This window comes from Mesorhizobium sp. WSM4815 (genome assembly GCF_055811575.1).
Genome location: NZ_JBVVQS010000093.1, coordinates 98,010 through 117,416 on the forward strand (window position 1 = coordinate 98,010; position 19,407 = coordinate 117,416).

The following is a 19,407-nucleotide window of genomic DNA, read 5'->3' on the forward strand; positions in this document are numbered from 1 at the left end:
CCTCCGGGTCCCGTCCTTAGCCGAAATAGGCCTTGGCGAGGCTGTTGTAGAGGCCGCCGATCTCGGTGGCGAGATCGTCCAGGGCCTTCGCCGTCATGTCCGAGGGCTCCTTGATGGCGATTGCCGTATTGAGCTGCAGTATCTCTTTCGCCGCCGGCGACATATGCCCCTCGCCACCGACAGCAGGCAACAACGCGATCTCGGCCTTCAGCCGCTCGAGCTGGAACAGGATGGAGCGCGGGTTGAGCGGATCGAGCACCAGGAGGTCGATCACCGTGCGCCTGCCGGCCTGCACCGGATACTGCCGCCGGTGGGTCATCACGCTGTCGCCGATCTCCAGCATCATGTCGAGCGCGCCTTCGGGCGCCGCAGCCCCGGTCAGCCGGGCCAGCGTGCGGGCGATCTGGATGCCGCGTTCCAATCGCCGGCCGATCTCCAGGAAGCGCCAGCCGGTGAAGCGATACATATTCTCATGCAGCAGGCCGGAAAACCCGGCGAGCTTGCGCAGGATGACCGTCATCGCCCGCGTCGCATCATCGCCAGGCGCCACCGTTGTCGCGAATTGATGGATGGTCTTCGACAGATCCTTCAGCGCCAGCCAGCCGTCGGGCGAGAAGCGGTCGCGGATCTGTCCGGCGCTGTAGACGGCGCTGTCCAGCGTGCCGATCAGCCCCGGCGGGATCGCCGCCGCGACGTCGATGCCGAACGGTTCGAGATGGTCTCTGATATCGGCAAGCAGCGGCATGTCCGGGTCGGAGGCCTCGGCCAGCCGCACGTGATAGGCGCGCAGGATGCGCACCGTGCCTTCCGATCGCTCGATATAGCGGCCGAGCCATGTCAGGTTCTCCGCTGCGCGGCTGGGCAGGCTGCCTGGCGAGGTGCGGATGAAGCTGTCGTGCTCCTGGGGCAGCAGCGTCTCGCGTTCCACCGGCCTGTCGCTGACCACCCATACATCCGCAGCCTGGCCGCCGCGCTGCATGGCGATTGCGGTCGGGTCGAGCGAAAAGCCGACGCGGGCAAAACCACCGGGCATCACCGTCCAGCCTTCCGGCGTTCGCGCCAGATAGACGCGCAGCGCTGCCGGCCGCGGCTCAAGCCAGCCGCCGACATAGACCGGCGTGGTCGAAAGCGTCACCGCTTCCTGTCCGACGAAGGCGCCGCCGTCCCGTTCGATCCGGGCTATCAGTTCGGCCCTTTCCCCGGCAACCAGCGCCGAGCCCAGCCTGGTGCAATCGTCATCCTCGAAGGCAAGCCGCGTCGACAGCGCTGGACCGATCACCATGCGGTCGAGGTTGGCCAGCACATGGTCACGGTCCGCGTCCCGCCCGCACCACCATGTCGCGACGCTCGGCAAGAGAAGCTCCTCGCTCCGTAATTCGCGCGAAATTTTTGGCAGGAAGGCGAACAGCGCCCGCGTTTCCATCAGCCCCGAGCCGAGCGCGTTGACGGCTGAGACGGCTCCCCGGCGGATCGCCTCGACCAGCCCTGGCGTGCCGATCTGCGATTCCGGCCGCAACTCCAGCGGATCGGCGAAGGCGGCGTCGAGCCGCCGCCACAGCACGCTGACCGGCATCAGCCCGGAAACCGTGCGCACCATCAATCGACCGCCGGAGACGGTCAGATCCTCGCCTTCGAGCAGCATGATGCCGAGATAGCGGGCGATATAGGCATGCTCGTAATAGGTTTCGTTGAGTGGCCCCGGCGTCAGGATGGCGACACGACCGCCCGATCCCTTGGCCATGCCGTTAAGCGCGTCGCGAAAGCGACGGAAGAAGCCGGCAAGGCGGTGCACATGCATCTCGCCATAAACGTCGGACAGCGCACGGGTGGTGGCGACGCGGTTTTCCAGCGCAAAGCCGGCACCTGACGGGGCCTGGGTGCGGTCGCCCAGCACCCACCAGCGGCCATCCGGTCCACGGCCGAGTTCGAACGCGCAGAAATGCAGGAAATGGCCGCTGGCCGGTCTGGTGCCGACGACGGGGCGCAAATATTCCGGGCTGGCCGCGATCAGCCCCGCCGGCAGGATGCCTTTCTCGACCAGGCGGTTCGGCCCGTAGATATCGGCAATCGTTTCCTCGAACAGCTCGGCCCGCTGGACCAGGCCGGCACTGATCGCGGCCCATTCCTGCTCCTCTATCAGGAGAGGCACATGCGCCAGCGGCCATTCGCGCTCATTGGCGCCGGCCTGATCGTAGAGACGGTAATAGACGCCGGCGTCGCGCAGATACTGGTCGGCGCGGGCGAAGCGCTGGGCGAGCTTTTCAGGCCCCAGATCTTCCAGCGCCTCGATGAACTCCTTCCAGACCGGACGGGGATTGCCTGATGCATCGACCATCTCGTCGAGGACGCCGTCGATCGGCTGGTAGTGCTCCAGCAGGTTATGCGGCCTGCCGCGTATTTCCTGGTGATTCCCCTTTGCCATTGCTGATCAGAGTCTTGCAGGCCGCCGCAGGTCAAGGGTCATCGGGAAATCCTCAGAGGCTTGTTCGTCGCGCAGCACGTAGGCGGACGGCGTATGGCCGCGCGGCTCGAAGCGGGCGAGCCGCCGCGCCTCCGCTTCGTTGCCGTTGACCGGGAAAGTGTCGTAGCTGCGCCCGCCGGGATGCGCGACATGGTAGACGCAGCCGCCGATGGCCCGGCCCGACCAGCGATCGTAGATGTCGAAGACCAGCGGCGTGTTGACCGGCAGTGCTGGATGTAGGCCAGATGACGGCTGCCAGGCCTTGAAGCGGACGCCGGCCACCGCGATCTCTCTGGTGTCGGTCACCTTCATCGGCACGATACGGCCGTTGCAGACGACCGCATGACGCTCCGGATTGAGCCCTTCGGTCTTCACCTGCAGCCGCTCGACCGAGGAATCGACGAAGCGCACGGTGCCGCCGATCGCGCCCTGCTCGCCCATGACATGCCACGGCTCCAGCGCCTGCCGCAGTTCCAGCTTGATGCCGGCATGCTGGACCTCGCCGCAGAACGGGAAGCGGAATTCAAGCTGCGCGTCGAACCATTCGGGACGGAACTCGAAGCCGTTCAGCTTGAGGTCGTCCAGCACGTCGAGAAAGTCAGCCCAGACATAGTGCGGCAGCATGAAGCGGTCATGCAGCGACGTGCCCCAGCGCACGAAGCGGCCATCGAGCGGGTTCTTCCAGGCGCGGGCGATAATGGCGCGTACCAGCAATTGCTGCGCCAGGCTCATGCGCGCATTGGGCGGCATCTCGAAGCCGCGGAACTCGACCAGCCCCAGCCGGCCGGTCGGGCCGTCGGGCGAAAACAGCTTGTCGATGCAGATTTCCGAACGGTGGGTGTTCCCCGTCACGTCGGTCAACAGGTTACGGAACAGCCGGTCGACCAGCCACGGCAACGGGGCGCTGCCACTGTCCGGATGCGGCACCTGCGCCATGGCGATCTCAAGCTCGTACAGCGAATCGTGGCGCGCCTCGTCGAAACGCGGCGCCTGGCTGGTCGGGCCGATGAACAGGCCTGAGAACAGATAGGACAGCGACGGACGGCGCTGCCATTGCAGGACCAGGCTCTTCAGCAAATCGGGGCGGCGCAGGAACGGACTGTCGTTGGGTGTCGCGCCGCCGACGACGACATGGTTGCCGCCGCCGGTGCCGGTATGACGGCCGTCGATCATGAACTTGTCGGCGCCGAGCCGCGTCTGCCGCGCCTCCTCGTAGATCGCTGTGGTCGTCGCCACGCAGTCCTGCCAGTTTGCAGCCGGATGGATGTTCACCTCGATGACGCCGGGATCCGGAGCCACGCGGATGACGTTGAGGCGCGGATCGTGCGGCGGGCCATAGCCCTCGATATGCACCGGCAGGCCGATAACCTTTGCCGCATTCTCGGCCGCCGCGACCAGTTCGAGATAGTCCTCCAGCGCCTCGACCGGCGGCATGAACACACAAAGCCGTCCGTCGCGCGGCTCGACCGACAGCGCGGTGCGTACCGCGCCACCGATCTCGGTAATCTCCTGTTCGACACGGTCCTGCTGGCCGGTCGCTGCGGTGAAGGACGCCGCCTGCTGCCGGCGCGCCATTTCGTCAGCGCCTTCAAGTTCGGCCGGTGCAGCCTCCGGCAAAGGAGCGGCTTCAGGCAAAATAGCCTCGCGCGCCGGCAATGGTCCGCGCGGCAGCGAAGGATCGACCGGCACGATGTAGGGGAACTGCGCCGGCGGCACATGGGGAAGCGTGCCGAGCGGCAGGCGGTAGCCGACCGGTGAATCGCCCGGCACCAGGAACAGCCTGCCGCGCCGCGTCTTCCACTTCTCCGAACGCCAGCGCGGTCCCGACGCCTGGCTGTTCCAGCGCTGGACAGGCAGTACATAGCCCGACGGCTTGGTCAGGCCGCGTTCGAACACCCGCGCCATGCGGCTGCGCTCCTCGGGGTCGTCCAGCTTCGAATTGGACGGATCGACATTCTCCGGCAGCTTGCCTTCCTTGAGCAGCCACTCAGCCGGGTCCTCATAGGCTTCGCTGACCATTGACTTGTCGATGCCGAGTTCATCGGCAATCGCCGTCAGCAGGCTTTCAGCCTGCTTCGGCCCCACTTCTGCTTCGCCTGCTTCATCTGCTTCGCTGTTCTCCCGCGCGATCAGCGACGGGTCGCTCCACACCGGCTCGCCGTCGGCGCGCCAGTACAGCGAGAAGGTCCAGCGCGGCAGGCTTTCGCCCGGATACCACTTGCCCTGCCCGTAGTGCAGGAAGCCGCCGGGCGCGAAACGCTCACGCAGCCGGCGGATCAGCGCATCGGCCTTTTCGCGTTTTGTCGGGCCGACGGCGGCGGTGTTCCACTCCTCCGCCTCGAAATCATCGATCGCCACGAAGGTCGGCTCGCCACCCATGGTCAGCCGCACGTCCCCGGCTTCGAGTGCGGCGTCGACCTGCCTGCCCAATGCGTCAAGCGCCTGCCAGCTTTCGTCGGAGAATGGCTTGGTGATGCGGGGGTGCTCGGCGATGCGGTCGACCCGCATGTCGAAGCCGAACTCGACATTGGCGAAGCTCGCCATGCCGGAAATAGGCGCGGCGTTGCGGAAATGCGGCGTGGCCGCCAGCGGCACATGGCTTTCGCCGGTGAGCAGGCCGGAGGTCGGGTCGAAGCCGATCCAGCCGGCCCCCGGCAGATAGACCTCGCACCAGGCATGAAGATCGGTGAAGTCGATCGCCGTGCCGGGCGGTCCGTCAAGCGCGACGAGGTCGGGCTTCAGCTGGATCAGGTAGCCGGAAACGAAGCGCGCGGCGATGCCGAGGTTCCTCAGGATCTGCACCAGCAGCCAACTCGTATCGCGGCACGAGCCTTTCTTGGCGGCCAGCGTTTCCTCCGGCGAAAAAACGCCGGTTTCCATGCGCACGATATAGGCGACCTCGCGCTGCAGCCGCGCATTGAGGTCGACGACGAAATTGACGGTGTTGGTTGGGTGGCGATCGATGGTTTGCAGGAACGCCGACAGCAGTGGTCCAGCCGGTTCCGGCGTCCGGTAGATGGCGAGATCGGCGCTGATCTCTTCCGGGTATTCGAACGGAAAGATCTCGGCCGCCGGCTCGACGAAGAAATCGAACGGATTGTAGACCGTCATGTCGGCGACGAGGTCGACCTCGATCTTCAGTTCCGTCACCGGTTCCGGAAACACGAAGCGCGCCAGGAAATTGCCGTAGGGATCCTGCTGCAGATTGACGAAGTGGTTCGCCGGCCCGACCTTCAACGAATGGCTGAGCACCTTGGTGCGGGAATGCGGCGCCGGCTGCAGCCTGATGACCTGCGGGCCGAGGACGACCGGCCGGTCATATTTGTAATGGGTCAGGTGGTAGACGGCTGCCAGAATTGCCATGGGACCCCGAAAGTCGGCGTTTCAAACGAACTCGCCGAACCCTGACACAAATGCTGGCCATTCTCCAAGCAGAGATGTTGCGGTGCAACTAATTTAAGCAGCGTTGCTGGCCTCGGGGCCGGCTTAGAAAAACGCCTGCAATCCGGTCTGCGCTCGTCCGAGGATCAGCGCATGCACGTCATGCGTGCCCTCATAGGTGTTGACCGTTTCCAGGTTCTGCGCATGGCGCATCACGTGGTAGCCGATCTGGATGCCGTTGCCGCCATGCATGTCGCGGGCCTGGCGGGCGATGTCGAGCGCCTTGCCGCAATTGTTGCGCTTGACGATCGAGATCATCTCGGGCGCCATCTTGCCCTCATCCATTAGCCGCCCGACCCGCAAGCTGCCCTGCAGCCCCAGCGCGATCTCGGTTTGCATATCGGCGAGCTTCTTCTGGAACAGCTGCGTGCCGGCCAGCGGCTTGCCGAACTGCTTGCGGTCGAGGCCATATTGGCGGGCCCGGTGCCAGCAATCTTCCGCCGCGCCCATCGCCCCCCAGGAAATGCCGTAGCGCGCCCGGTTGAGGCAGCCGAAAGGCCCCTTCAGGCCCGACACGTCAGGCAGCAGCGCGTCCTCACCGACCTCGACGCCTTCCATCACCACTTCGCCGGTGATCGACGCGCGGAGACTGAGTTTGCCGTCGATCTTTGGCGCCGACAGCCCCTTCATGCCTTTTTCCAGCACGAAGCCGCGAATCTCGCCGTCATGCGCGCCCCCACTCTTGTCGGACAACTTTGCCCAGACGACGAACACGTCGGCGATCGGCGCGTTCGATATCCACATTTTCGAGCCCGAGATCCTGTAGCCGTTCGCCGTCTTCTCGGCCCGCGTCTTCATGCCGCCAGGGTCGGAACCGGCATCCGGCTCGGTCAGCCCGAAGCAGCCGATCCATTCGCCTGACGCCAGCTTCGGCAGGTATTTTTTGCGCTGCGCCTCCGAGCCATAGGCATGGATCGGATACATCACCAGCGACGACTGCACGCTCATCATCGAGCGATAGCCAGAATCGATGCGCTCGACTTCGCGCGCCACCAGGCCATAGGTGACGTAGTTGGCGCCGAGCCCGCCATATTCTTCCGGAATGGTGATGCCGAGCAGACCCGCTTCGCCCATCTCGCGAAAGATCCCGGCATCTGTCTTTTCCTCGAGATAGGCTTCCTCGATCCTGGGGGCGAGCTTGTCGGCGGCGAATGCCGCTGCGCCATCGCGCACCATCCGCTCGTCTTCCGACAGCTGGTCCTCGATCAGGAAAGGATCATCCCAGACGAATGCGTTCTTGTCGGCGGCCATGGCCTCGGTCTCCAGATCACAGAATTGCGCGGCTTATCGGCTTCCGACTCGGAAAAATCAAACGAAATTGCTTCGCCGATCGATGAGCGATTGTAATGCTGTTAGCTCTTCCTTCTCCCCTTGTGGGAGAAGGTGGATCGGCGCGTAGCGCCGAGACGGTTGAGGGGTGTTGGACGGAGTGCCGGCGGTGCCAAGCTGGAACACCCCTCATCCGACCTCGCTTCGCGAGCCCACCTTCTCCCACAAGGGGGGAAGGAAGAGCCGCGCTGCTGGCCCCCTCACATTACGTGGAGAAGGTGCCGGCAGCGCCGACGCCGACAGCGCAGTATCAGCTACTTCCGCTTCAACGCATCGGCCAACGCGGCGCCGAACGCGCCTTGTTGCACCGGCCGCTCCGGCTGGCGCTGCGGCGCCGGCGCGCGCGGCACCGGTCTGTTGCCATTGTCGCGTGGCTTCGGTGTACCGCCGTCACCTTCCCTGCGCATCGACAGGCCGATGCGCTTGCGTTTTATGTCGATGTCGACGACGCGCACCTTGACCACGTCGCCGGCTTTCACCACCTCATGCGCGTCCTTGACGAAACGGTCGGCCAGTTGCGAGACATGCACCAGGCCGTCCTGGTGCACGCCGATATCGACGAAGGCGCCGAACGCGGCGACATTGGTGACGGTGCCTTCCAGCAGCATGCCTGGCTTCAAATCCTTGATGTCGTCGACGCCGTCGGCGAAGGTCGCGCTCTTGAAGCCGGGGCGCGGATCGCGGCCGGGCTTTTCCAGTTCCGCCAGGATGTCGCGCACCGTCGGCAGGCCGAACCGCTCATCGACGAAGACACGCGGATCGAGCGCCTTGAGAGCGGCACTGTCGCCCATCAGCGAGCGGAGGTCACGTCCGCAGGCGGCAACAATTTTTTTCGCCACGCCATAGGCTTCAGGATGCACGGCCGAGGCATCGAGCGGTTCGGTGCCGTTGGGAATGCGCAGGAAGCCGGCGCATTGCTCGAACGCGCGGGGTCCAAGGCGAGAGACCTTCAACAGGTCACGGCGGCTGGCGAAGGGACCCGCCGCGTCACGATGCGCGATGATCGCCTCGGCCAGCGAGGCGCCAAGGCCCGAAACCCGGGCCAGCAGCGGCGCCGAGGCGGTGTTGAGGTCGACGCCGACCGCGTTGACTGCGTCCTCGACCACCGCTTCCAGCGAGCGGCCGAGCCGGTACTGGTCGACGTCATGCTGATACTGGCCGACGCCGATCGACTTCGGCTCGATCTTGACCAGTTCGGCGAGCGGATCCTGCAGCCGCCGCGCGATCGAGACCGCGCCGCGCAGCGACACGTCGAGGCCGGGGAATTCCGCCGCTGCCGTTGCCGAGGCGGAATAGACCGAGGCGCCCGCCTCGCTGACGATCACCTTGAGCGGCTTCGGCCCAGAATCCGACGGCATGTCCGACAGCATGTCGGTCACCAGCCTTTCCGTCTCGCGGCTCCCGGTGCCGTTGCCGATGGAAATCAACTCGACCTTGTGCAAGCGGATGAGCTTTGCCAGTTCGGCTTGCGTGCCGCGCACGTCATTCCGAGGCGGAAAAGGATAGACCGTCGTCGTTGTCAGCAGCTTGCCGGTGCCGTCCACAACCGCCACCTTGACGCCGGTGCGGATGCCGGGGTCGAGCCCCATCGTGGCGCGCGAGCCAGCCGGGGCGGCGAGCAGTAAATCCTTCAGATTGCGGGCGAAGACATGGATCGCCTCCTCTTCGGCCCGCTCGCGCAGATCGCGCATCAAATCGAGCGTCAGGTGCAGCGACAATTTTATGCGCCAGGTCCAGCCCGCAACCTCCATCAGCCAGCGGTCGCCCGGCAACTGGCGGCCGATGGCGTAGGCATCGGCGATCATCCGCTCGACCGGCTTCACCGGCAACGCGTCGTCGGCATCGACTTCTATATCGAGCGACAGCACTTCCTCATTGCGGCCGCGTAGCATGGCCAGGGCGCGGTGGCTCGGCACGTTGGCCCAGCGCTCGACATGGTCGAAATAGTCGGAGAATTTCGCGCCGGCTTCCTGCTTGCCGTCGACGACGCGCGACCGCATGAAGGCGCGTTCCTTCATGTAGGTCCGCAGCCTGCCGACCAGATCGGCATTCTCGGCGAACTGCTCGGACAGGATGTCGCGCGCACCATCGAGCGCCGCCTTGGCATCGGCTACCTCTTCACTGATGTAGGCCAGCGCCAGTTCTGCGGGCACTGCGGCGCGATCGGCAAGGATGGCCTCGGCCAGCGGTCCCAGCCCGCGCTCGCGCGCGATCTCGGCCTTGGTCCGGCGCTTCGGCTTGTAGGGCAGATAGATGTCTTCGAGTTCCGCCTTGGTGACGGCCGCCGCGATCTTGGTTTCAAGCTCTTCGGTCAGCTTGCCCTGCTCGCGGATGGAACCGAGAATGGTGTCGCGGCGCGCATCGAGCTCGCGCAGATAGACGAGCCGTTCGGCCAGCAGGCGCAGCTGCGTGTCGTCGAGGCCGCCGGTGACCTCCTTGCGGTAGCGCGCCACGAACGGCACTGTCGCGCCTTCGTCCAGCAGTCCAATCGCCGCCGCGGCCTGTTCGGGCCGGGCCGCGATCTCGGCTGCGATGATTGCTGCGATGCGCTTGATGTCGGATGCCATGTCGTTCCTGCTGTCCTGTCGAAAAGAGCGGCGACCATAGGCGCAGAGCGTCGCTCCGCCAACCGCGGCGTTTTCGATCACCCTGACAGGTCCACAGGAAAGCTGCGATCGCGGTCGGCCTGGATTGGTCAGATCATCCTGCTCAGCGCTTCAAAGAAGGCGACCACATCGACATCGAGCGGCTCGTCGACCGGTTCCGGCTGCGACGACATCTTGGCGATGACGACCTCCGCCTTGGGATCGACGTAGAGCCACTGGCCGTGGATGCCGATGCCGCAGAAGGCGCCGCTGGCCGCGCCGATCTGGTACCATTTGTTGCGGTAGCGGCCTTGCGGGAAGAGGAACGCCATCGTGCCCCGCTGCCAGGCCTCGGCATCTCCGCCTGTGCTGACAGTGTCGCGCACCCAGGCTTCCGGCACGATGCGGCGGCCATTGGCGATGCCGCCCTGCCGCATCATCTCGCCGATCCGCGCCAGATCGCGCGGCGTCACCGAAATGCCGCCGGCCGTGCGCGCAGTGCCGGCCATATCGACTGTCACCGAGGCTTCGCTCATTGCACCAAGCGGCAGCCACAATTTCTCGTGCATCAACTCGGCGAAGCGCTGGCCGGACGCGCGTTCGAGCAGGATGCCGAGCAGGTCGGAATTGGGCGAGCGGTAGCGGAACGTCCGGCCATGCGGCTCGTCAAGGCGCTGCAGCGTCAGGATGAAGTCGGCCAGGCTTTCCCTGCCGCCGCCCGGATTCCACAGCGTCGCACGACGATAGCGAGCAAAGGCGCTTTCCGGATCGACATAGGCTTCTTCGAAGTCGAGGCTGACGCTCATATCGAGCACATGCCGAACGCTGGCATCGCCATAGGCCGAGCCGGCAGATTCCGGCAGATAGCGGGTCACCGGCGCCTGCGGATCGAAAAGTCCCTCGCCTTCCAATATGCCGGCCAGAATGGCGGTCAGCGACTTGCTGATCGAGAAGATGATGTGGCGCGCACCGAACTCCATATGCGGTGCGAACCAGTCGCCAACGAATTTGCCGGCTTTCATGATGGTCAGCGCGTCGGTGTCTGAGCGCGTGAGAAAGGCCGCAACGGTCTCGGCGCCGCCAGCCAGCGCGATCTTTTCGCCGAGCAGCCCACCGAAATCCTGAACCGGTATTTCGCCACTGCCTGGCACCGCTGCGACACATGCGCTCGGCACCAATTCGCCGACATTCTGGAACGACCACCGGCTGAACGGGCTTTCGCGCCAGTTGCCGAGCAGCACCTGGTTGCGGGCAAAGCCATGTCTGGTCTCGAACGCGGTCTTGCCGGTCATGGCTTTTCCTTCCGGTTTTTAGGAACTTCGAGCCTGTTTCGAAATCGGATGGCCGCCAGAGTAGAGTTGCCAAACGGTCTCTTAGGCCAGCGCGGCGGCGATCGCGTGGACGGCTTTCAGCGTCGCCACCGAAAAGGCGATGTCGGTGAAATCCGGGTAGCTCGAAAGCTTCACCACGACCATTCTCGTGTTCCAGTCGATATGGATCAGCTGCCCGAATACCCCCCGGCACATCAGCGCGCGCGAACGCGCGGCCTCGATCCAGAACTGGTTGCGGTAGCTGCCTTCCGGCAGGCTGGGATTGAAGTCCGGGCCATGCCTGCCGGTGCGCGTCGCCTCGATCCAGTCGGCCGGCACGACGCCCCCGCCATTGTCGAGGATCAGCTGGCCGAAACGGCCATAGTCGCGCAGCGTGGCGTTGAAGCCGCCGTCGGCGATGGCGTAGCCGGCGCTGTCGACGGTGAAGCAGGCGCTTTCATCCGCGCCGAGCTTTTGCCAGAGTTCTTCCGAGACCAGTTGCGCCAACCGCTTGCCGGTCACCCGTTCCATGATGAAGGCGAGCACGTCGGTCTCGATCGAACGATATTCGAACGCAGCGCCATGCGGCCGGCTTGTCTCCTTGAGCCGCAGGATCAATTCGAACATATGCGACGGCCACTCGAAGGCCGGGTCGCTGTCCGGCGGCACCGGCTTCCAGCCGCTGGCGACATCGACCTGACCGATATCGGAATAGCGGTTGGTGTATTCCTCGGAAAAACGCACGCCTGTCGTCATGTCGAGCACGTGCTGCACGCTGGCGCCGGCCCAGCCGGTAGCTTCCAACTCCGGCAGATAGGTCGTCACCGGCAGGGCCGGATCGATCAGGCCGCGCCCGGCGAGTATGCCGAATACCGAGCCTGTGACCGACTTCGCCATCGATTGCGACAAATGCAGCGTGCGCTCGGTCATGCCGTTGCAATAGCGCTCATAGGCGATCTTGTCGTCCTTGAGCACGAGAAACCCGTCCGTATAGGTTTCGTCCAGCAGCCCGGCCAGCGTCGTCGGCTGACCCGTGCTGTCGCTCACCGGCAGCGCGTCGAGATCGACCTCGGTCCGCTCGAACCGGCGGCGATGGCCATTGCCGCGCCAGACTTCGACGGTCGGCAGAATTTCGCGGATGTGCTGGAACGCCCAGCGATTCCAGGGTCCCCTGTCCCAGTCGAGCTTCGGCGGCACCATCCTGGGCGGCGAGCCCTGCATGATCGGCGGCCGCGGATCGGAGTTGCGATAGGATGTCATGAGATGCGTCCCGGCAATATGAAACGGACCCGGCGGCGCGCGCCGCCGGGTCCGTCAACGATGCGATCACTTCTGCAGTTCGGTCCAGATCCTGGTGTAGAGTGCCTGCACGTCGGGCGCGCAGGTCAGCATGAACGTGCCCTTGTCGGCGAACTCAGCGGGGATGTTGACCTCCGGCGCCGTTTTCATATCCTCAGGCATGAAGGCTTCCGATCCCTTGATGCCGTTGGCGTAGCGCGCGAAAGACGAGATCATCGCGGCGTTCTTTGGATCCATGACGAAGTTCTGGAACAGCTTGGCGTTTTCGACGTTCTTGGCGTCCTTCAGCACCGCGAGATTGTCCATAAAGATTGGATAGCCCTCCTTCGGATAGCCATAGACGATATCCTTGTTCTGCAGGCGGGAGCGAAACGACGCGCCGTTCCAGTCAACGCTGGCAGCGAAGTCGCCCTTGGCGAACTTCTCGACCGTACCGTAGTCCATGGAGATCCATTTCGGCTTGGCCGCCACCAGCACATCGCGCACCTTCTTCAGCACCTCCTTGTCGCCGGTGCACGGCTCGCCGCCGACATATCTGATGGCGAGATGCATGACGTCGGCCATTTCGGGAACGACGTTGATCTTGCCGACCAGTTCCGGCGGCGGATCCAAGAAGATGGCCGAGGTGTTGGGATCGCCCTTGTAGACTGCGGTGTTGACCGTGACGCCGGTCGTGCCCCACTGCCACGGCACGGTGTATTTGCGGCCCGGATCGAAGGGAACATCGACCCATTTCGGATCCATGTTCTTGAAGTTCTCCATCTTGTTCGGCTCTGTCTCCAGGAGCAGCCCTTCCTGGATCCAGATCGGCACGAAGCTCGCCGAGGGCACCACGACATCGAAGCCGCTGCCGCCCTGCCTGATCTTGGCCAGCGCCGTGTCGTTGGAATCGTAGTCGGTGACGGTCACCTTGACCTTGTATGTCTCCTCGAATTTCTTGACGAGTTCGGGGCTGGTGTAGTTGCCCCAATTGTAGATGTTGAGTTCGCCGTCGGCGCGGGCGAGACCGGCCGAGGCGAACAGCGCGGCGCTGAGCGCCGTCGCAGTCAGTTTCCACTTCATCGTTTCTCTCCTGTCACTCATGATCCTTTTTCCTGCTGACGAAAAAGAAGACGGTGACGATCAAGATCGAGATCAGCAGGAACACCGTCGAAATTGCGTTGATTTCCGGCGTGATAAAGCGCCGGAACTGGCCGAGCATGTAGGTCGGCAACGTGTCCTGGCCGCCGGACTTGACGAACTCGGTAATGACGACGTCGTCCAGCGAGATGACGAAGGCCAGCATCAGCCCGGCAAGTATGCCCGGCCACAGCAGCGGAAAGGTGACGCGTCGAAAAGCCTTCCAGGGCGTCGCGTAGAGGTCGGCCGCCGCGGTTTCCAGCGACAGGTCCATGCTCTCGAGCCGTGCCCGGATCGGCAGATAGGCAAAGGGAATGCAAAAGGCGGTATGCGCGACCATCAGGTAGCCCAACCCCGAATAGCCGGTCCAGATCTTGATCCGCGAGAAGAAGATCAGCAGCGCCACCGCAGTGACGATCTCCGGCACCATCAGCGGCTGGTTGATGAAGGCGTATTTGAAGCCGAGGCCGGGATAGGGTTTGGTTCGGGTCGTAGCGAGTGCAGCCATGGTGGCGACGATGGTGGCAACAGTCGCGGCGACCAAAGCGATTTGCAGCGACCGGATGGCGGCATCGACGACCTGGTTGTTGTTCCAGGCCTGGTAGAACCAGCGCAGTGACACGCCTTCCCAGATCGCGATCGAATTGCCAGCATTGAAGGCATAGACGACAAGCGTGACGATCGGCAGGTACAGCGCGAAGAAGCAGACCATTGCGATGGTGGTGAAGCCGGTCTGCCGGCGGATGTCGAAGCGGCTAGCCATGCGCGCCACCCCGGCGCCCGGCGGAGCGGACATATAACAGCATCGCGACCATCACGATCGCCATCAGCGAGAGCGACAGCGCCGAGCCGAGCGGCCAGTTGCGGCCTTGCCCGAACTGCAGCTCGATCAGATTGCCGAGCATCATATTCTTCGACCCACCGAGCACCCGCGGGGTGACATAAGCGCCCAGCGCCGGGATGAAGACAAGGATCGAGCCGGCGATGATGCCGGGCTTGACCAGCGGGATGATGACCCGCCTCAGCACCTGGAAGCGGTTGGCATAGAGGTCGTAACCCGCCTCGACCAGCCGGAAATCGATCTTTTCCATGCTGGCATAGAGCGGCAGCACCATCAGCGGCAGATAGACATAGGTCATGCCGACCATCAGCGCGAAATCGGTGAACATCATCTGGATCGGCTGGCTGATGATGCCGAGCTTGATCAGCACCGTGTTGACGAGACCCTCATTGCGGATCACCTCCTGGATGGCGAAGGTGCGGATCAAGAGATTGGTCCAGAACGGGATGGTGATCAGGAACAGCCAGATGTCGCGCTGGCGCGCCGGCCGTGTGGCGATGAAATAGGCGGTCGGGAAGCCAAACAGCAGCGTCAGGATCGTTGTCAAAAACGACAGCTTGGCCGAGCGCCAGAAGATCGACAGATGCGCGTCGGCGAAGGCCAGCGTGTCGTCGAAGATGTCACGCTGCATCAGCACCGACAGCCAGCCGTCGGTTGAGAATTTCCACACCACGTCGCCATACGGACCAGGCGTCAGGAAGGAATAGATCACGACGATCAGCAGCGGGCCGGTCGCGGCGAGAAAGATGATGATCAGTGCCGGTGCCGACAGCAGCCAGCGATCGCGGATCTCTCGGCGCTCGGCTTCCTCCGCGACTTGTTCCGCGCTCGCCATCAATCCCTCAGCACTTGTGCGGCGTCGTTGCCGATCGAAATGCCGACCTTGTCGCCCCGCTCGAAACCGCAGCCGGCGCTGCGCGTGTTCTGCTGGCGCACGGTGAAGCTCTCGCTGCTGTCCAGGCGAACATGGATGTGCGTGTCGGTGCCGAAATAGACGATGTTTTCGACCGTGCCCGACAGGTCGCCCTTGCCGCTGGTCAGCTTGGCATGTTCGGGCCTGACCACCACGGTGGCATTGTCCTTCGGCTGGAAGCCTTCCGCCACGGTCGCGTCGATCGTCGCGCCGGATTTGAGCGTTGCCCGTGCCTTGCCGTTGCCCATGCCAGATATGGCCGCGGTCAGGAAATTGGTTTCGCCGATAAAGTCGGCGACGAAGCGCTCCGCCGGCTTGTCATAGATATCCCAGGGTGTGCCAACCTGCAGGATCTTGCCCGACGACATCACCGCGATACGGTCCGACATGGTCAGCGCTTCTTCCTGATCGTGGGTGACGAAGATGAAGGTGATGCCGGTCTGGTGCTGCAGTCGCTTCAGCTCGATCTGCATCTCCTTGCGCAGCTTGAAGTCGAGCGCCGACAGCGGCTCGTCGAGCAGCAGCACTTTCGGCTGTGGCGCCAGAGCGCGCGCCAGCGCTACGCGCTGCTGCTGGCCGCCGGAAATCTGGCTGGTGCGGCGGTTGCTCAGCGCCTCCATCTTGACCAGCTTCAGCATCTCGGCGACCCGCGCCTTCACTTCGGCCTTGGGCTTGCCAAGCATTTCGAGGCCGAAGCCGATGTTCTCGGCCACCGTCATATGCGGGAACAGCGCATAGTTCTGGAACACGGTATTGACCGGCCGCTTGAACGGCGGCAGCGGCGCGATGTCCTGGCCATGCAGCAGGATCTCGCCGGCGCTGGGGAAATCGAAGCCGGCGATCAGCCGCAAAAGCGTCGTCTTCCCGCAGCCGGACGGACCAAGCAGCGTGAAGAACTCATTTTCGCGGATCGACACCGAAACCGTGTCGAGGGCGGCGACCTGTGACTCCCCGCTACCGAAGACCTTGCGGACGCCACGAACTTCAATTGCACTTTTACCCGGTTGTTCCGGCACGATTACCCCATTCTTGTGTCCGCTCTTCTGGCGGATCCAGTTCCCACTCGATTGTCAGCACACGGCGCATGGCTTGGCAAGCACACATCTGAATGTCGATCCAGAAGGCAATTCCCGTGCCACCGTCAGGCTTGGTAGGTGATCTTGCCGCCGCAGATCGTCGTCGCCGGCCGCACCATATGCAGCGCTTCCGGCGCGGTCGCCTCGATGTCGCCTGAGAGCACCACGAGATCGGCCATAAAGCCTGGCTTCAGGCGGCCCTTGCGGTGCTCCATGAACTCGGCATAGGCGCCTTCCACCGTGTAGCCCGCTAGTGATTCATGCAGCGAAAAGCTCTGGTCGGGATCGCCCTCTGCCCAAGGTTTGCGCAGCACCGCCGCCTGAATGCCCAGGATCGGATCGATCGGCGACACCGGCCAGTCGGAAGCGAAGACGACATGCGCGCCCGCCTGCTTCAGCGTCCGCCAGGCATAGCTCAGCGGCCATCTTTCGCGGCCGATGCGCGAAAGCGTCGGCTCCAGCGGGAAGTCCATGGCGCCGGGCGGGTGCGGCGGCTGCATCGAGGCAATGACGCCAAGCTCTGCGAAGCGCGGTATGTCGGCGGCAGTGACCACCTCGATATGCTCGACCCGGTGCCGGCTGTCGCGCCTGCCGTTCTTCCGCCGCGCCGCCTCATAACCATCGAGGACCGCGCGCACCGCGCCGTCGCCGATCGAATGCACGGCGACCTGCAGGCCGCGCCGGTCGGCCTCCACCGCTACCTCGGCGAGATGCTGCGGCGTAAACAGCGGCTCACCGCGCCAGCCCGGCCGGTCGGCATAGTCGTCGACCATAACCGCGGTCCAGCCTTCCAGCACGCCGTCGTAAAACATCTTGACCATGCCGGACGACAGCCATTCCGATTGGTAGGAGTTGGCCATGCTCGATGCCTTTTCCAGCCTGTCGAGCGTCATGAAATTCTTGAAATGAAAAGGTATCTTGGTGCGGCAGAGCAGTCGCCCTTCCTGTTCCAGCCCGGCTAGCAGCTCGAGCTGGTAAAGATTGCCGTCCATGTTCTGGATCGAGGTGATGCCGTGGCGGGCGCACCATTCCAACCCGCGATGCATCAGGTCACGATCGGCCGCGACTTCGGCGGCGGAAGGGTACGGCTCGGGCTCTCCGCCTGTCGCAATGCCGAGCCGCACTCGGTTCTGCCCCGAAAGCTCGAGGATTGGCCCGAACGCTTCCCCCTCGCGCAATTCGCCCGCCGCCAGGCCATCCGCTCCCATGACGATCTCGTTGCCGGGACCGAGTTGCTTGCCGTGCAGGACGCCAGCCAGCTCCAGCGCCTTGGTGTTGGCCCACATCGTGTGATGATCGGAAGCCGACATGGCGAACGGCCGGTCGGCGATGATGCGGTCGAGATGATGGCGGGTGACCGGCTCTTCCTTGGAAAGGATGGTGTAGTCGACGCCGGCCCCAAGCAGCAATTTGGCGTTAGGCCGTGCCGCCGCATAGGCGCGGATCGCGTCGCTCAGTGCATCGAAGCCATGCACGCCCTGAAGGTGCAGATTGTCGAGTTCGGCCGCGCCGCCGAAAAGATGCATATGCGCTTCGATAAAGCCCGGCACCATCGACCCGCCTTGCGCATCGATAATCTTCGTGGCCGGCCCTTTCAGCGCCTCAATCGTCCGGCGATCCCCAATCGCGAGGATGTTGCCGTCCTTTATCGCCACCGCCTCGGCCGTCGGATTGCCTTCGTCCATGGTCAGCACACGGGCATTGATGACGATCAGGTCGGCATTTGAACTCATGATTACCCGCGGTTCGGTTGCGCTACCGACAGGCTAGACGAGTAGCTGCCGTGCCAGCAAGCCATGGCTGGTTGGCCCAGCGCCTTGTGAAAGGCAGTGCAAGACGGCTAGGGTCGCCGCATCTCACCACGGAACAATTTCATGAAGACTGTTTTTTCGCCCCTCCATGCCGGCCATTCCGGCAATGTCGAATTGATCGCCGGCGCCATCGTGCCGGCCTTCGAGAAGCCCTCGCGCGCCGAGTTCATCAAGGCGAGGGTGGAGAGCGAAAAGCTCGGCCCGATCCTGCCACCCGACACGCACGACCTCGCTGCTGCCAGGCAGGTGCATAGCAGCGACTACATCGACTTCCTGCCGACGGTATGGCCGCTCTGGGAAGCGTCGGGCCGCACGGGCTCGGCCCTCCCCTTCACCTGGCCGACGCGGGGCCTGCGCGGCGATGTCCGCCCCCAAACCATCGATGCGCTGCTTGGCTTTTACTCCTTCGACGGCGGCGCCGGCTTCGTCGCAGGCACCTGGGAGGCGATCAAGTCGTCCTATGATGTGGCGCTGACCGCAGCCGCCCTGGTCAAGGGCGGCGAGATATCAGCCTTCGCGCTCTGCCGCCCGCCCGGCCATCATGCCGGCGCTGCGTTCATGGGCGGCTATTGCTATATCAACAACGCCGCGGTTGCCGCGCAATGGTTCCGCGACCAGGGCGCCAGGCGCGTCTCGATCCTCGATGTCGATTACCATCACGGCAACGGCACGCAGGAGATCTTCTACAGCCGCGGCGACGTGCAGGTGCTGAACCTGCATGGCGACCCGATGACCGAGTATCCATTCTTCCTGGGCCATGCCGACGAGCGCGGCGCCGGGCCCGGCGAAGGTTTCAATGTCAACTACCCCATGCCGTTCGGCACCACATGGGATGACTGGAATGCTTCGCTGGAGGACGCCTGCGCAAAACTTGCGGCTTACGCTCCCGAGGTCGTTGTCGTCTCGCTCGGCGTCGACACGTTCGAGAAGGACCCGATCAGCAGGTTCAAGCTGAAAAGCGCCGACTATCCCAAGATTGGCCGTCGCATCGCCAAGCTCGGCCTGCCGACGCTGTTCGTCATGGAAGGCGGCTATGCCGTCGAGGAAATCGGCATCAACGCGGTCGGCGTGCTGACCGGATTCGAAGATCGGTAATGCATGTCGCCCAAAGGGCTGCCCCAGGCGTTCGACCCGAGAGCGCAGCGGTGATGGCAGCTACGCCCCTTGGCCGCCGATCGTCTGGAGCGCGCCACTTCCCCGGGCCCTCCCAATTTCGACAAGC

The 19,407-nt window shown here is 64.1% G+C and carries 12 protein-coding genes; 1 reads left to right on the forward strand and 11 read right to left on the reverse strand.

Going from position 1 to position 19,407, the window contains the following annotated elements; all coding sequences use genetic code 11:
- Positions 1–16 precede the first annotated feature (16 nt).
- The 11 genes from AC0L2B_RS15515 to AC0L2B_RS15565 all read right to left on the reverse strand — a co-directional run bounded on the left by AC0L2B_RS15515 (position 17) and on the right by AC0L2B_RS15565 (position 18,107).
- Positions 17–2,422, reverse strand: a complete 2,406-nt coding sequence (locus AC0L2B_RS15515) for a circularly permuted type 2 ATP-grasp protein (RefSeq protein ID WP_473519146.1) — start codon at positions 2,420–2,422, stop codon at positions 17–19.
- A 6-nt stretch (positions 2,423–2,428) separates the two neighbouring features.
- On the reverse strand, positions 2,429–5,824 hold the full coding sequence (locus tag AC0L2B_RS15520) for a transglutaminase family protein (protein WP_473745949.1): 3,396 nt from the start codon (positions 5,822–5,824) through the stop codon (positions 2,429–2,431).
- Between the two features lie 123 nt (positions 5,825–5,947).
- Positions 5,948–7,153: an acyl-CoA dehydrogenase gene (locus AC0L2B_RS15525; protein WP_023798013.1), complete on the reverse strand. Its 1,206-nt coding sequence runs from the start codon at positions 7,151–7,153 to the stop codon at positions 5,948–5,950.
- A 332-nt stretch (positions 7,154–7,485) separates the two neighbouring features.
- Positions 7,486–9,798: a Tex family protein gene (locus tag AC0L2B_RS15530; protein ID WP_473745951.1), complete on the reverse strand. Its 2,313-nt coding sequence runs from the start codon at positions 9,796–9,798 to the stop codon at positions 7,486–7,488.
- A gap of 128 nt (positions 9,799–9,926) precedes the next feature.
- Positions 9,927–11,108: a serine hydrolase domain-containing protein gene (locus AC0L2B_RS15535; RefSeq protein ID WP_287121829.1), complete on the reverse strand. Its 1,182-nt coding sequence runs from the start codon at positions 11,106–11,108 to the stop codon at positions 9,927–9,929.
- 81 nt (positions 11,109–11,189) lie between these two features.
- On the reverse strand, positions 11,190–12,386 hold the full coding sequence (locus AC0L2B_RS15540) for a serine hydrolase domain-containing protein (RefSeq protein ID WP_473745952.1): 1,197 nt from the start codon (positions 12,384–12,386) through the stop codon (positions 11,190–11,192).
- Between the two features lie 66 nt (positions 12,387–12,452).
- Positions 12,453–13,487: an ABC transporter substrate-binding protein gene (locus tag AC0L2B_RS15545; protein ID WP_287053316.1), complete on the reverse strand. Its 1,035-nt coding sequence runs from the start codon at positions 13,485–13,487 to the stop codon at positions 12,453–12,455.
- 13 nt (positions 13,488–13,500) lie between these two features.
- Positions 13,501–14,307: an ABC transporter permease gene (locus tag AC0L2B_RS15550; protein WP_287053270.1), complete on the reverse strand. Its 807-nt coding sequence runs from the start codon at positions 14,305–14,307 to the stop codon at positions 13,501–13,503.
- Entirely contained in the window at positions 14,300–15,220 is a 921-nt protein-coding gene (locus AC0L2B_RS15555; protein ID WP_287053271.1) for an ABC transporter permease, read from the reverse strand. Before AC0L2B_RS15555 ends, AC0L2B_RS15550 begins: the two co-directional genes overlap by 8 nt.
- Positions 15,220–16,314 carry an ABC transporter ATP-binding protein gene (locus AC0L2B_RS15560; protein WP_473745953.1) on the reverse strand — a complete coding sequence of 365 codons (1,095 nt, stop codon included), beginning with the start codon at positions 16,312–16,314 and terminating at the stop codon, positions 15,220–15,222. Before AC0L2B_RS15560 ends, AC0L2B_RS15555 begins: the two co-directional genes overlap by 1 nt.
- 125 nt (positions 16,315–16,439) lie before the next feature.
- Positions 16,440–18,107, reverse strand: a complete 1,668-nt coding sequence (locus AC0L2B_RS15565; RefSeq protein ID WP_287053273.1) for an amidohydrolase — start codon at positions 18,105–18,107, stop codon at positions 16,440–16,442.
- A 141-nt stretch (positions 18,108–18,248) separates the two neighbouring features.
- Between AC0L2B_RS15565 and AC0L2B_RS15570 the strand changes: the two genes are divergently transcribed.
- The gene (locus AC0L2B_RS15570; protein WP_473745954.1) at positions 18,249–19,280 is read left to right on the forward strand and encodes a histone deacetylase family protein; all 1,032 of its coding nucleotides are present in this window, start codon (positions 18,249–18,251) and stop codon (positions 19,278–19,280) included.
- The last annotated feature ends 127 nt before the right edge of the window (positions 19,281–19,407 follow it).

What these genes read in the sequence shown, in the direction of transcription:
- AC0L2B_RS15515 (WP_473519146.1), bottom strand. Translation starts at nt 2,422, where the DNA reads ATGGCAAAGGGGAATCACCAGGAAATACGCGGCAGGCCGCATAACCTG.
- AC0L2B_RS15520 (WP_473745949.1), bottom strand. Translation starts at nt 5,824, where the DNA reads ATGGCAATTCTGGCAGCCGTCTACCACCTGACCCATTACAAATATGAC.
- AC0L2B_RS15525 (WP_023798013.1), bottom strand. Translation starts at nt 7,153, where the DNA reads ATGGCCGCCGACAAGAACGCATTCGTCTGGGATGATCCTTTCCTGATC.
- AC0L2B_RS15530 (WP_473745951.1), bottom strand. Translation starts at nt 9,798, where the DNA reads ATGGCATCCGACATCAAGCGCATCGCAGCAATCATCGCAGCCGAGATC.
- AC0L2B_RS15535 (WP_287121829.1), bottom strand. Translation starts at nt 11,108, where the DNA reads ATGACCGGCAAGACCGCGTTCGAGACCAGACATGGCTTTGCCCGCAAC.
- AC0L2B_RS15540 (WP_473745952.1), bottom strand. Translation starts at nt 12,386, where the DNA reads ATGACATCCTATCGCAACTCCGATCCGCGGCCGCCGATCATGCAGGGC.
- AC0L2B_RS15545 (WP_287053316.1), bottom strand. Translation starts at nt 13,487, where the DNA reads ATGAAGTGGAAACTGACTGCGACGGCGCTCAGCGCCGCGCTGTTCGCC.
- AC0L2B_RS15550 (WP_287053270.1), bottom strand. Translation starts at nt 14,307, where the DNA reads ATGGCTAGCCGCTTCGACATCCGCCGGCAGACCGGCTTCACCACCATC.
- AC0L2B_RS15555 (WP_287053271.1), bottom strand. Translation starts at nt 15,220, where the DNA reads ATGGCGAGCGCGGAACAAGTCGCGGAGGAAGCCGAGCGCCGAGAGATC.
- AC0L2B_RS15565 (WP_287053273.1), bottom strand. Translation starts at nt 18,107, where the DNA reads ATGAGTTCAAATGCCGACCTGATCGTCATCAATGCCCGTGTGCTGACC.
- AC0L2B_RS15570 (WP_473745954.1), top strand. Translation starts at nt 18,249, where the DNA reads ATGAAGACTGTTTTTTCGCCCCTCCATGCCGGCCATTCCGGCAATGTC.